Raw genomic sequence first — 13,542 nt, 5'->3', positions numbered from 1 at the left:
CATTCCTACGGGGTGTTTTATTTTTCCTCCGGAGATAAATAATACGAGATCTAGCACATTAAAAAAGCGCTACATAGTTAAATACTCTAATTTAACTATATAACGCTTTCATGTACCGCATATAACTTATTAAATGAAAAATTGATAACGAGTGGGTGACGTGCCATATAAACGTCGAAAAGCTTGGCTGAAACTACTTTGACTCGAAAATCCACATAATTGCGCAACTTCTGATAGTGGTTTTTGATGTTCTGCGATCAATTGCTTCGCTAACTCCAACCGTTTTCGTAGTACATATTGGTGCGGTGTGATCCCCATTTGTGCTTTAAATAAAGCATAAAATTGGCTTTGCGCTAAAAAAGCAACACTTGATAACTCTGCAACCGATATCTTCTGCTGAATATGCTGATCTATATAGTTATCAATTAGTGCTATATTTAGTCGCTCTACTCTTTTTTCGCCAAAGTGCATTAAACTACGTTTAATTAAGCACTGTAAGGTGTTGCTGATTGCTTGTGATAGCACGCCATCATTCGCACTTTCTTTTAACTCAGTTGCCAATAAGGAAATAAGCTGATGGGTACGCGCATCTAAGCTGAAATGCCCCCTGCCAAGCATATCAACATCAAGCGTTGATACAAACGGGGGAAGATTCATAACTAAAACTTGGTTATTAGGTGTACCACAAAAACTATGTTCAACATTGGCATCAATCAGGCACCCCATACCAGAAGAAAGACAAAACGAACTATCATCCGTCGCAAGTTCACTTTGTCCTGTTAACCCAATGATAATCTGAGGGTAATCATGATGATGGTATATTTTTGATTCATCTAAAGTTTCAACATTAAATGTTGGTGTTTTAACTTCCATTCACCACTCCTATCTTGATACTACACAACTTGCAGTACGTATGTACTTCGCCAAGTACCTCAAATAAAACCTGTAAACGCCTCAAAAAGAATACGCTTATAATTAGTAACAGCACTTAATCACTTACATTCGTTGAAAATTTTCTGTTAATCCACCACGACTAACCACTTCACCAAATGTTGTAGTAGTCAATGGTTGGTCGATATCAAAGTACAGCATATCGTTTAAAACACTCACAACCGTTAATGAGCAACCAGCTACTAACATTACAGTACCTACATTAACAAATTTAAAATACTCCTAGGGAATACCAACCCATATCGTTGACTATCTTCACTTTTTTAAAATAGTTCAAATGACATCTCGATCTTGAAAAATATCGCTGAATATTAATATCTTCTTTTCTAGACTTTGTATATTTTCAATTTAATACCAAACGATAAATCTAAGAGGATTTTAGTTTTTTAAAGATAAAATACAAAATACGGACAAATTTTTTTTATTATCATCACAAATATTTTAATTTAAAAACATAAAGAACAATCTTGTATTTATTCTAAAACACCAATAATATTCTGGTGGGAGATAGTAATATCATTAATTACATACCATATATAGACAAACACTACCTAGCGATAATAAATCCCATCATACCCACACCAAAAAAATAAAAACCACCCAATATAACAAAGACATAACTACAACCAGAAAGAATTAAAATAAATTTCACCATTCATTTAAGTTATGTTTATTCCATCAATAATAAAAACTATAAAAATACCATTCAACCTAATTTAAAAATTCCGGAGTAAATTAAAAATAAAGATAAAAAGTAAAGCCAATAAATAAAATCACAAAAAACATAAAAAACGAATTAATAATAAAAACATTTTGTAATATATTTCACTTATACCATCATCTATCATGAAAAATGAAAAATAAAAAAATCAGAAAGATTAAATATAAAAATATTAAATTAAAAACTGATTTTATTAATAGTGTGACCAAAATCTCGAATAGAAAAAAGAAAAAATAAATTAGTTATCACATCCATATTTCTTTATCTAATCTGATTCAGCTAGCTCATGCGGCATAGTTTATACCGAAACTACATACTCAGCATGTGCGAATACCAAAGGAGATTACATGATTAAGAAGATCCCAATGATTATTGGGGGTGTAGTTCAAAACACGTCTGGATATGGCATGCGTGAACTAACGCTCAACAATAATAAAGTGAATATCCCTATCATCACCCAAAGTGATGTTGAAGCTATTCAATCACTAAATATAGAAAACAAATTGACTATAAATCAGATAGTTAATTTCTTATATACAGTGGGACAAAAATGGAAGAGCGAAACTTACAGCCGACGACTCACTTATATTCGAGATCTTATTAAGTTCCTCGGTTACTCACAAGAGATGGCAAAACTTGAAGCTAACTGGATCTCAATGATTCTGTGTAGCAAAAGTGCGTTGTACGATATTGTTGAGAATGATCTTAGCTCACGGCATATTATTGATGAGTGGATCCCCCAAGGTGAATGTTATGTCAAAGCGCTCCCAAAAGGAAAATCTGTACACCTATTAGCTGGTAACGTACCACTATCTGGTGTGACTTCTATTCTTCGTGCGATTTTGACCAAAAACGAGTGCATCATAAAAACGTCATCAGCTGATCCTTTTACAGCTACTGCGCTAGTTAATAGTTTTATCGATGTAGATGCAGAACACCCGATCACACGTTCAATCTCAGTTATGTATTGGTCACATAGCGAGGATCTTGCTATTCCAAAACAAATAATGAGCTGTGCTGATGTGGTTATTGCATGGGGTGGTGATGATGCAATTAAATGGGCTACAGAACATGCACCATCACACGCAGATATTCTAAAATTTGGTCCCAAAAAGAGTATATCCATTGTTGACAACCCAACAGATATTAAGGCTGCTGCTATCGGTGTAGCACATGATATCTGTTTTTACGATCAGCAAGCATGTTTCTCCACCCAAGATATTTATTATATTGGCGATAGCATAGACATATTTTTTGATGAATTAGCTCAGCAATTAAATAAATATAAAGACATATTGCCTAAAGGTGAGCGGAATTTTGATGAAAAAGCAGCTTTTTCTTTAACGGAAAGAGAATGTTTGTTTGCCAAATATAAAGTTCAAAAAGGTGAAAGCCAATCTTGGTTATTAACGCAATCACCTGCGGGATCATTTGGTAATCAGCCGTTATCACGCTCGGCTTATATTCATCAAGTAAATGACATTTCAGAAGTCATTCCATTCGTGCATAAGGGCGTAACGCAAACCGTCGCAATAGCGCCGTGGGAGTCGTCTTTCAAATATAGAGATATATTAGCAGAACATGGTGCAGAACGAATTATAGAAGCCGGAATGAATAATATATTTCGAGTAGGTGGCGCCCATGATGGGATGCGTCCCCTTCAACGGCTTGTTAACTATATATCACATGAAAGGCCGTCAACATATACCACTAAAGATGTCTCGGTGAAAATCGAACAGACTCGTTATCTTGAGGAAGATAAGTTCCTCGTATTTGTACCGTAGAAAGAGATATATCATGGAAAATACACAACATTCATTACCTATTGATCACGTAATTGATATTGGTGATAACCGTTATATTCGAGTATGGGAAACCAAGCCGAAAAATAAAGAAACCAAGCGTAATAATACCATCGTTATCGCCTCAGGCTTTGCTCGACGCATGGATCATTTTGCTGGTCTTGCCGAATATTTAGCAAATAATGGTTTTCGTGTTATTCGTTATGATTCGTTAAATCATGTCGGTCTTAGTAGCGGAGAGATCAAACAGTTCTCGATGTCAGTAGGTAAACACAGTTTGCTAACTGTTATTGATTGGCTAAAAGAACGAAATATTAACAATATAGGTCTTATTGCTTCGAGTCTTTCTGCTCGAATTGCTTATGAAGTGGCAGCAGAAATTGATTTGTCATTTTTAATTACCGCCGTCGGTGTTGTCAATTTAAGAAGTACGCTAGAAAAAGCACTGAAATATGATTATCTACAAATGGAAGTAAATACTATTCCTGAAGATTTAATTTTTGAAGGACACAATCTAGGTTCAAAAGTCTTTGTGACAGATTGTTTTGAAAATAATTGGGACTCATTAGATTCGACAATAAATAAAATTTGTGAACTAGATATTCCATTTATTGCTTTCACTTCAGATGGCGATGATTGGGTTTGCCAACATGAAGTAAAACATTTAGTCAGTAACGTTAAATCTGACAAAAAGAAAATTTACTCACTCGTTGGCTCATCTCATGATTTGGGCGAAAACCTAGTGGTGCTTCGTAACTTCTATCAATCAATGACGAAAGCTGCTGTGAGCTTAGATCGTCAATTAGTAGAGCTTGTTGATGAAATTATTGAACCAAATTTTGAAGACCTAACAGTTATTACGGTAAATGAACGGCGCCTCAAAAATAAAATCGAAAATGAAATTATTAATAGATTAGCTGATCGCGTATTGGCTAGTGTCTAAATAGTACTTACCTAAGTACAGCCAAAAGGAAGAAATAATGAAAATTAGTAATATCTGTTTCTCATACCAACCACCAGGTGAATCACATCAAGAGGTAATGGAGCGCTTTATTCGTTTAGGCGTTGCATCAGAAGAGCTCAACTTTGATGGTTTCTATACACTTGAACACCATTTCACTGAGTTTGGTATTACAGGTAACCTTTATATTGCCTGTGCCAATATTCTTGGTCGAACCAAAAGGATCCAAGTCGGTACCATGGGGATAGTGTTACCGACAGAGCACCCAGCACGACATGTAGAAAGTCTTCTCGTTTTAGATCAACTGTCTAAAGGGCGCTTTAACTACGGTACTGTTCGCGGACTCTACCATAAAGATTTTCGTGTTTTTGGTACATCACAGGAAGATTCTCGTAAGACCGCAGAAAATTTCTACTCTATGATCTTGGATGCATCAAAAACAGGTGTGCTACATACTGACGGTGAAGTAGTAGAGTTCCCAGATGTCAATGTTTATCCAGAAGCTTACAGCAAAAAACAACCCACCTGCATGACAGCCGAATCATCCGAGACCATCACTTATTTAGCTGAACGTGGTTTACCAATGGTGTTAAGTTGGATTATTCCGGTCAGTGAGAAAGTCTCACAAATGGAATTGTACAATGAAGTTGCGGCAGAGCATGGTCATGACATTAACAACATTGAACATATCCTAACTTTCATTTGCTCTGTAAATGAAGACGGTGAAAAAGCAGACAGCGTATGCCGTAATTTCCTAGAAAATTGGTACGACTCTTACAAAAATGCAACCAACATCTTCAACGACAGTAACCAAACTCGTGGCTACGATTACCTCAAAGCTCAGTGGCGTGAGTGGGTAATGAAGGGGTTGGCTGATCCTCGTCGCCGACTTGATTACAGTAACGAATTAAACCCTGTCGGCACGCCAGAACGATGCATTGAGATCATTCAAAGTAATATTGATGCCACTGGAATTAAGCATATTACTGTTGGATTTGAAGCGAATGGTTCTGAACAAGAAATTCGTGAATCCATGGAGCTATTTATGGAAAAAGTAGCGCCACACTTAAAAGATCCTCAGTAAGCTGTTCTTTTTAAACTATTCAATATCAAGGCATAAGGAATAAAATATGAATTTCGGGTTATTTTTCCTAAATTTCCAGCCTGAAGGTATGACTTCAGAAATGGTTTTAGACAACATGGTAGATACTGTCGCATTAGTGGATAAAGATGATTACCACTTTAAAAGAGTGCTCGTCAGCGAGCATCATTTTTCTAAAAACGGCATTATCGGAGAACCTTTGACAGCGATTAGCTTCTTACTTGGTTTGACTAAACGTATAGAAATTGGTTCTTTAAATCAAGTGATTACCACCCATCATCCTGTACGTATCGGAGAACAAACGGGCTTACTTGATCAAATGTCTTACGGTCGTTTCGTTTTAGGCTTAAGTGACTGTGTCAATGACTTCGAAATGGATTTCTTTAAGAGAAAACGTAGCTCTCAACAGCAACAATTCGAAGCATGTTACGAAATTTTAAATGAAGCGCTGACGACAAACTATTGTCAGGCAGATGATGACTTCTTTAACTTCCCACGTATTTCTGTTAACCCGCATTGTATTAGCGAAGTAAAACAATATATTTTAGCTTCAAGCATGGGCGTGGTTGAATGGGCAGCAAGAAAAGGATTGCCACTCACTTACCGCTGGAGTGACAGCCTAGCAGAAAAAGAAAAATACTATCAGCGTTATCTCGCTGTTGCTAAAGAGAATAATATTGATGTATCAAATATTGACCACCAATTCCCACTGCTCGTTAATATCAATGAAAATCGTCGTATTGCTCGAGATGAAGTAAGGGAGTATATACAAAGTTATGTGAGTGAAGCCTACCCTACTGACCCCAACATTGAGCTAAGAGTAGAAGAGCTTATTGAGCAGCATGCTGTCGGCAAAGTGGATGAGTACTACGACTCAACAATGCACGCAGTAAAAGTTACAGGTTCAAAAAATTTATTACTCTCTTTTGAATCAATGAAAAATAAAGACGATGTTACCAAGCTTATAAATATGTTTAATCAAAAAATCAAAGATAACCTTATTAAATAATTTAATTACGGATAGATATTTTCGATATATCTAAGTCTTACTACCATTTATATAAACTATTTATACAGATAACGTTTCATTTGATTAAGTCAGTAAATAATTGCCATTAATTAATGGCAGTGCAGATCCTTACACTGCCATTTATAAATTAAATAAGGGTTAACATGTCAACATTATTAAATATAGATGCAACTGAAATTAAGGTGAGTACAGAAATAGATGATATTATTTTTACATCATCACCGCTAACGTTACTATTTGAAGATCAAGAAAAAATACAGAAAGAACTTATTTTGGAGTCTTTCCATTATCATTACAATCATAATAAAGATTATAAGTACTATTGTAATATACAAGGCGTAGATGAGAATATACAGTCCATTGACGATATTCCTGTTTTTCCTACTTCAATGTTCAAGTACTCAAGATTACATACTGCTGATGAATCAAATATTGAAAATTGGTTTACTAGTAGTGGTACAAAGGGAGTCAAAAGTCATATAGCTCGAGATCGGCAGAGTATTGAACGCTTGCTAGGTTCTGTTAATTACGGCATGAAATACTTGGGTGAATTTCACGAGCATCAATTAGAACTAGTGAATATGGGGCCAGATCGTTTCAGTGCGTCAAATGTTTGGTTTAAATATGTAATGAGCTTAGTTGAATTACTTTACCCAACAACATTTACCGTTGAAAACGATGAAATCGATTTTGAACAAACCATCTTAGCGTTAAAAGCAATTCAGCGTAAAGGAAAAGGAATTTGTTTAATTGGCCCTCCGTATTTTATTTATTTGTTATGCCACTACATGAAAGAGCATAATATCGAATTTAATGCTGGTGCACATATGTTTATCATTACAGGTGGGGGATGGAAAACCAAACAAAAAGAAGCGCTAAACCGACAAGATTTCAATCAACTATTGATGGAGACTTTTAGCCTTTTCCATGAAAGTCAAATTCGAGATATCTTTAACCAAGTAGAGCTAAACACTTGTTTCTTTGAAGACAGCCTACAGCGTAAACATGTACCACCGTGGGTATATGCTCGTGCGCTTGATCCTGTCACTTTAACGCCCGTAGAAGATGGCTAAGAGGGCTTGATGAGTTATATGGATGCCTCATCTACCAGCTACCCGACATTTATTGTTACCGACGATATTGGTATTGTTCGCCATCTAAAAGAACCAGATCCATTCCAAGGAACAACGGTTGAAATTGTTCGTCGTTTAAATACGCGAGAACAAAAAGGATGTTCACTCTCAATGGCCACGAGCCTGAAATAAAAGCAGGGCTTAATCATGATTTTTAATTGCAAGGTTAAAAAAGTCGAAGCATCTGACAGCCATATTTACAAAGTGTTTATTAAGCCTGACAAATGCTTTGATTTTAAAGCGGGTCAATATGTAATTGTGTATCTCAATGGAAAAAATTTGCCGTTTTCTATTGCTAACTGCCCAACTTGTAATGAGCTCCTTGAATTACATGTAGGAGGTTCGGTAAAAGAATCCGCCATTGAAGCTATTTCGCACTTTATTAATGCATTTATTTATCAAAAAGAATTTACAATCGATGCACCACACGGTGATGCATGGCTGAGAGATGAAAGCCAATCACCTTTACTACTTATAGCAGGAGGGACAGGTTTATCATATATCAATAGCATTTTAAGTTGTTGTATTAGTAAACAGTTATCTCAGCCTATCTATCTTTATTGGGGAGTAAATAACTGTAATTTACTCTATGCTGATCAACAACTAAAAACACTCGCCGCACAATACAGAAATATAAATTATATTCCTGTGGTAGAGAATTTAAATACTGACTGGCAGGGAAAAATTGGTAATGTTATTGACGCGGTTATTGAAGATTTTTCAGATTTATCTGACTTTGATATCTATGTCTGCGGGCCATTTGGTATGAGCCGGACTGCGAAAGATATTCTGATCTCACAGAAAAAGGCGAATATAGGAAAAATGTATTCTGATGCATTTAGCTATACGTAATTAAAATCATTATTTAACTCTAAATAAAACCGTTATTAATTTTTCGACCTACTTATTCTGGGTACTGATAATTAGTACCCAATAGATAGTTCTATTTATAGGGATATTATGTTTACAGGAATAATAGAGTCTATAGGTAATATAGGCGCAATCATACGTCATAATGAAGATTTATCAATCGTTGTTAATACTAATAACCTTGATATCTCAGATGTTAATATTGGTGATAGCATTGCAACTAATGGCGTTTGTTTAACAGTATCTAAATTACTACCGTCAGGTTATACCGCTGATCTTTCCTTAGAAACATATAAGCGTACTGCGTTTCATAGTTATCGTATAGGGCAAGAAGTTAATCTGGAAAAAGCCATGTTACCAACAACTCGGCTAGGCGGACATCTTGTTTCAGGTCACGTTGATGGTGTAGGGGAAGTTATAGAGTTTAAACGAAATGGGCGCGCGATTAATATATGGGTCGCGGTACCTGTCCAATTAAAAAAATACTTATCAGAAAAAGGTTCAGTAACGATTGATGGCATTAGTTTAACGATTAATGCCGTCTATCAGAATGTAATAAAATTAACCATTGTCCCTCACACACTGGCTGAAACTAACCTTGTTAATATTAATATTGATAAAAAGGTAAATGTAGAAATAGATATGATGGCTCGCTATCTTGAAAAATTAATTAAAGTAGATAGATACGAATCAGAAAAAACATCAAACGTTTCTATGGATTTATTAGAAAGATACGGCTTTATTTCATAACACATGTAAATTTGATAAATAAGGACATGTTATGGCTTTGAGTAGTGCTAAAGAGATCATTGACGATATCCGTCAAGGTAGAATGGTTATTCTTATGGACGACGAGAGTCGAGAAAATGAAGGCGATTTAATTATTGCTTCAGAAATGGTTACGCCTGAAGCTATTAATTTTATGGCAACCCATGGCCGTGGATTAATTTGTTTAACGTTAAGTAAAGCTCGCTGCAAAACACTAAATTTACCCCTAATGGTGCAAGGAAATAATGATAATTTCTCTACACCTTTTACTATATCAATAGAAGCTGCGAATGATGTGACAACAGGTATTTCGGCTTCTGATAGAGCAAAGACGGTACTTGCAGCAGTCGCACCAAATGCAAAATCTACTGATATTGTTATGCCTGGGCATATTTTTCCACTTATGGCACAAGATGGCGGTGTACTAATTCGTGCAGGCCACACTGAAGCTGGATGTGATGTTGCTAGATTAGCAGGGCTAGAGCCATCTAGTGTTATTGTCGAAATACTTAATGAAGATGGTTCGATGGCACGACGACCACAACTTGAGATATTTGCGGAAAAGCATGGTTTGAAGCTTGGGACCATTGCGGACCTTATTGAATATCGTACTCAACAAGAAAGTCATATTGAACGAATCTCTGAATATGAACTGAATACTGAATATGGGATTTTCACGTTAGTGACATATCGCGATACCATAGACAATCAGGCGCACTTTGCATTATGTAAAGGTGAAATTCAAGCTAAAGCAGCAACACTAGTGCGTGTTCACGTAAAAGATACACTTAAAGATATTTTACAAGTCGGCTTATCACAATGGTCACTAGAAGCAGCTATGCAACGTATTCAAACAGAAGATGGTGTATTGGTGATCATTAGCCAGCAAGAGTCACCAAAAACACTATTTGAGAAGCTCGATATGTATGCAAAAGAACAGCCAAATAGTCCCCATTCTGGAATCGTTCAGTCACGTAATATTGGTTTAGGATCGCAAATTTTAGCTGATCTCGGTGTTAAAAAAATACGTTTATTATCAAATAGTAATCAGGGTTATCGAGCTTTATCAGGGTTCGGTCTTGAAGTTGTCGAATATATTTATGACTAATTAAAACTCAACATTAGTTTGCTTTACTTCTCTTAACGCAACGACATAAGGAATATCATGAAAATTATTGAAGGGGGGTTGACTGCACCTCATGCTCGCATCGCTATTGTCATAGCTCGCTTTAACAGCTTCATTAATGAAAACCTTTTATCCGGTGCTATTAATGCCCTGCAACGTAAAGGGCAAGTTAAAGCAGAAAATATTACGGTTATTCGCTGTCCAGGTGCCTATGAATTACCTTTAGCTGCACAGCAAATAGCGAAGCAAGGTAATTACGATGCGATAATCGCAATTGGAGCAGTGATCCGTGGTGGGACACCACATTTTGATTTTGTTGCAGGTGAGTGCAATAAAGGCTTGGCACAAGTTGCGCTTGAATACCAGACACCCGTGGCTTTTGGTGTACTCACCGTTGATTCTATTGAACAAGCTATTGAACGTGCAGGAACAAAAATGGGAAACAAGGGTGAAGAAGCGGCATTAAGTGCTCTAGAGATGATCAATGTGCTTATTGAAATAACACCCTGATTCTTTTTCATCACCTGCGGTTACTTACAGCTATGATGATTCACATCGTCATAGCTATATATCAATAATAGAAAGAGCTAGAAAGATTATGGTAACGGTAAGAGCCAGAGTATCATTTAAGATCGGGCAAGATAGTCATATCCCAGCGGAGCTTCTCTCATTTAATGGCTTTACATCAGGTAAAGAGCATGTAGCAATCATCTTTAATAATGCTGATACGACAAGTGCTCCTCTAGTTCGCCTTCACTCAGAATGTTTGACTGGTGATGTCTTTCGCTCATCAAGATGTGACTGTGGTGAACAGCTAAATGAGACAATAGTAAAGATGCAACAACAAGGAGGCATTATTCTTTATCTTCGCCAAGAAGGGCGTGGTATCGGACTCTATAATAAAATTGATGCTTATCAACTGCAAAGCCAAGGAATGAATACTTATGAAGCAAACAATCGTTTAGGTTTTGATAATGATCTTCGAGATTTTAACGAGGCAGCACAAGCATTAACGGCTTTAAAGATAAAGCGAATCCGCTTAGTCACTAACAACCCCAAAAAAATCAAAGATTTAATTGAATATGGCATTGACATTGTTGAGGTAATTGCAACCCAAGCCCACATCAAAGAAGATAATAGAGATTATTTAGCCGCCAAAAGCCTGTACGGAAAACACAACTTAGCGATATAAGCACAACATATTGCTAATATTGTTATGTCTCGTGTTTAAAAAATAAGCTAACAGTAATTATATACGATAAGAGTTACCCACTAAATTTGTGGATAACACAATATTATCTTTATTTTTCAATATATTAAGTTTTTCAATAGAAATGCGTAATAATCTCGACTATTTTCAAAAATATAAATACGTCCTTAAAACGTAAAAAGCCGCACTATTGCAGTGCGGCTTGGTGTTGCTATTAGTGTACTTACTCGGCACACTAATATTGTTACGCTTCGCCACTCATTACGTTGAGCTTGCCGTGTTCGACATAGTAGGTTCGAACCGCTATTTATTGGCGAAGAAGCAAATTTTTAAAAGGTGTCACTTACCAAATTGTTAACAACTAAGCTTTCACTTAGAAGCTTTTACATGCGTAGCTCTTACGATGTAGCTTTTTACTGTGTTGCTTTGTCTACTTTTCACATGTTGCGCGATGCAACTGAGTGATTACTAACAACGGGTCAAAGAGGTCTATTAATAATCACTGATACCTGTACCCGTGAGTCTATGAAAACAGCTTCATTCCTCCGTAAGCTCGAGTAACTATCTCAATACAGGTTAAATTAAATATGGTAGATAATCGCCAAATAGGCAAATTTATCACCTAAAAAATCAGAAGTTTCTAACAAAAGTATTATTTTCATCTAGTTAAGTGCGGTTTTTATCGCCGTTTATTTCTCTTGATCGCAATAACGTCGATGCTATTGATCTATTATCCGGTACTAATTTTAAGATTTATGTTGCAGATACAACAAAGTGAGAATATCATCACTCCATATTTTGTTGTATAGGTAACAATAATGAAGAAAAACATTTACGCTATCATGCTATATAGCGTCATCGGTTTTGCACTTGCCTTCTCTGCATTTTTATTAATTGCAGATAACGTATCGCCATTTACCACACAAGCCACCTTGTATAAATCTGTAGTCAATATTGCCCCTGAAGTCTCTGGCAACATTACTCATGTCGATGTCATTAATGGTCAATACGTTAGCGCCAATCAGCCTTTATTTTCTATTGATGCTAAGCCTTATCAAATTGCCGTTGAGCAAGCAAAAGCGGAATTACAGCAAGCCAAAGAAGCCAATGCTGGTACATGGCAGCAGCTTGCAGCAGCAGAGCAAGTGGTATTACAGAAAAAAACCTTATGGAAAAATGCGCAAAATAAATTGGTTCGCTATCAAACCTTAAGTCGTAAGGGGTTAACTACTCACCAAGAGTTAGATGATGCAATCAGTGCTGCAGATGTAGCAAAAAGCGCCATTTCAGCAGCGCAGGCGGATGTACTTAAAATTAAAGCAACACTATCAGGTAAGAAAAACACCGCAGCCGTTGAACTAGCACAAGCCAAATTAGCGCGTGCTGAATGGGATTTATCCAATACTACGGTTGTGGCAAAAACAGCAGGCACAGTGAGTAATTTACAATTAGATGCAGGGACTTATGTGAATAAAGGCACCCCTATTCTTTTTCTTGTAAATGAAAATAACAGCTGGCTAAGCGCTGATTTTAACGAAAAAGGCATTGCGCATTTACAGCCCGATAATCATGTATTGATCAGTTTTGATTCCCAACCAGGACGTGTATTTGAAGGTGAAATAGAAAACCAAGATCGTGCGGTGTTTGATGCTAGCAACCCATTAACACAGTTATCAACGGTTAGTAACGATTCACGTTGGATCCGCGAACAACAAAAAATCCGCACTCGTATTGCCGTTAACGTACCACAACAAGATGTGATTTCAGGTTCACGCGCGAGTGTTATCGTGCTCAATGGTAATCCTATTTTGGATGTGATCAGCAGCGCTTGGATCCATGTGATTGCCCTATTCCGCTACATCTACTAA

General features: G+C 36.5%; 12 protein-coding genes and 1 pseudogene. 11 read left to right on the top strand and 2 right to left on the bottom strand.

All coding sequences use genetic code 11. The annotated features are described in order from the left end of the window. Positions 1-129: 129 nt before the first annotated feature. Both Q7674_RS00915 and Q7674_RS00910 read right to left on the bottom strand, forming a co-directional pair. Entirely contained in the window at positions 130-873 is a 744-nt protein-coding gene (locus tag Q7674_RS00915) for a helix-turn-helix domain-containing protein (RefSeq protein WP_023934901.1), read from the bottom strand. 123 nt (positions 874-996) lie between these two features. Next, complete coding sequence (locus Q7674_RS00910; protein WP_155395156.1) at positions 997-1,140, bottom strand: hypothetical protein; 144 nt, start codon at positions 1,138-1,140, stop codon at positions 997-999. Between the two features lie 879 nt (positions 1,141-2,019). Here Q7674_RS00910 and luxC point away from each other — a divergent pair. The 11 genes and pseudogenes from luxC (at position 2,020) to Q7674_RS00855 (ending at position 13,542) form a co-directional block, all read left to right on the top strand. Then, positions 2,020-3,456, top strand: coding sequence for a long-chain-fatty-acyl-CoA reductase LuxC (gene luxC, locus Q7674_RS00905; protein WP_045065769.1), 1,437 nt, complete (start codon positions 2,020-2,022; stop codon positions 3,454-3,456). 13 nt (positions 3,457-3,469) lie between these two features. Continuing rightward, positions 3,470-4,417: a fatty acid reductase transferase subunit LuxD gene (gene luxD, locus Q7674_RS00900; protein ID WP_045065774.1), complete on the top strand. Its 948-nt coding sequence runs from the start codon at positions 3,470-3,472 to the stop codon at positions 4,415-4,417. Between the two features lie 37 nt (positions 4,418-4,454). Continuing rightward, a complete protein-coding gene (luxA, locus tag Q7674_RS00895; RefSeq protein WP_023934905.1) occupies positions 4,455-5,519 on the top strand; it encodes a luciferase subunit alpha in 1,065 nt (354 codons plus the stop codon). A 46-nt stretch (positions 5,520-5,565) separates the two neighbouring features. Then, positions 5,566-6,546 (top strand): luciferase subunit beta, encoded by a 981-nt coding sequence (gene luxB, locus Q7674_RS00890; protein WP_023934906.1) that lies wholly within the window; start codon positions 5,566-5,568, stop codon positions 6,544-6,546. 164 nt (positions 6,547-6,710) lie between these two features. Then, positions 6,711-7,832 (top strand): annotated as a pseudogene (luxE, locus tag Q7674_RS00885) (long-chain-fatty-acid--protein ligase LuxE). Between the two features lie 15 nt (positions 7,833-7,847). Next, positions 7,848-8,552 carry a flavin mononucleotide reductase LuxG gene (luxG, locus tag Q7674_RS00880; protein ID WP_023934908.1) on the top strand — a complete coding sequence of 235 codons (705 nt, stop codon included), beginning with the start codon at positions 7,848-7,850 and terminating at the stop codon, positions 8,550-8,552. Positions 8,553-8,660: 108 nt separating this feature from the next. Then, complete coding sequence (locus Q7674_RS00875) at positions 8,661-9,320, top strand: riboflavin synthase (RefSeq protein WP_023934909.1); 660 nt, start codon at positions 8,661-8,663, stop codon at positions 9,318-9,320. 31 nt (positions 9,321-9,351) lie between these two features. Beyond that, complete coding sequence (ribBA, locus tag Q7674_RS00870) at positions 9,352-10,446, top strand: bifunctional 3,4-dihydroxy-2-butanone-4-phosphate synthase/GTP cyclohydrolase II (RefSeq protein ID WP_045065777.1); 1,095 nt, start codon at positions 9,352-9,354, stop codon at positions 10,444-10,446. Between the two features lie 57 nt (positions 10,447-10,503). Further along, positions 10,504-10,974, top strand: coding sequence for a 6,7-dimethyl-8-ribityllumazine synthase (ribH, locus tag Q7674_RS00865; RefSeq protein ID WP_045065778.1), 471 nt, complete (start codon positions 10,504-10,506; stop codon positions 10,972-10,974). Between the two features lie 88 nt (positions 10,975-11,062). Next, on the top strand, positions 11,063-11,656 hold the full coding sequence (locus Q7674_RS00860) for a GTP cyclohydrolase II (protein WP_023934913.1): 594 nt from the start codon (positions 11,063-11,065) through the stop codon (positions 11,654-11,656). Between the two features lie 836 nt (positions 11,657-12,492). Next, the gene (locus tag Q7674_RS00855; protein WP_045065780.1) at positions 12,493-13,542 is read left to right on the top strand and encodes an HlyD family secretion protein; all 1,050 of its coding nucleotides are present in this window, start codon (positions 12,493-12,495) and stop codon (positions 13,540-13,542) included.

Origin of the sequence: Photobacterium leiognathi, from assembly GCF_030685535.1 — a bacterium.
GTDB classification, from domain to species: domain Bacteria; phylum Pseudomonadota; class Gammaproteobacteria; order Enterobacterales; family Vibrionaceae; genus Photobacterium; species Photobacterium leiognathi.
Note: the sequence above shows the minus strand (reverse complement) of the source record. Positions and strands in the feature narration are given on the sequence as shown.

What these genes read in the sequence shown, in the direction of transcription:
- Q7674_RS00915 (WP_023934901.1), bottom strand. Translation starts at nt 873, where the DNA reads ATGGAAGTTAAAACACCAACATTTAATGTTGAAACTTTAGATGAATCA.
- Q7674_RS00910 (WP_155395156.1), bottom strand. Translation starts at nt 1,140, where the DNA reads ATGTTAGTAGCTGGTTGCTCATTAACGGTTGTGAGTGTTTTAAACGAT.
- luxC (WP_045065769.1), top strand. Translation starts at nt 2,020, where the DNA reads ATGATTAAGAAGATCCCAATGATTATTGGGGGTGTAGTTCAAAACACG.
- luxD (WP_045065774.1), top strand. Translation starts at nt 3,470, where the DNA reads ATGGAAAATACACAACATTCATTACCTATTGATCACGTAATTGATATT.
- luxA (WP_023934905.1), top strand. Translation starts at nt 4,455, where the DNA reads ATGAAAATTAGTAATATCTGTTTCTCATACCAACCACCAGGTGAATCA.
- luxB (WP_023934906.1), top strand. Translation starts at nt 5,566, where the DNA reads ATGAATTTCGGGTTATTTTTCCTAAATTTCCAGCCTGAAGGTATGACT.
- luxG (WP_023934908.1), top strand. Translation starts at nt 7,848, where the DNA reads ATGATTTTTAATTGCAAGGTTAAAAAAGTCGAAGCATCTGACAGCCAT.
- Q7674_RS00875 (WP_023934909.1), top strand. Translation starts at nt 8,661, where the DNA reads ATGTTTACAGGAATAATAGAGTCTATAGGTAATATAGGCGCAATCATA.
- ribBA (WP_045065777.1), top strand. Translation starts at nt 9,352, where the DNA reads ATGGCTTTGAGTAGTGCTAAAGAGATCATTGACGATATCCGTCAAGGT.
- ribH (WP_045065778.1), top strand. Translation starts at nt 10,504, where the DNA reads ATGAAAATTATTGAAGGGGGGTTGACTGCACCTCATGCTCGCATCGCT.
- Q7674_RS00860 (WP_023934913.1), top strand. Translation starts at nt 11,063, where the DNA reads ATGGTAACGGTAAGAGCCAGAGTATCATTTAAGATCGGGCAAGATAGT.
- Q7674_RS00855 (WP_045065780.1), top strand. Translation starts at nt 12,493, where the DNA reads ATGAAGAAAAACATTTACGCTATCATGCTATATAGCGTCATCGGTTTT.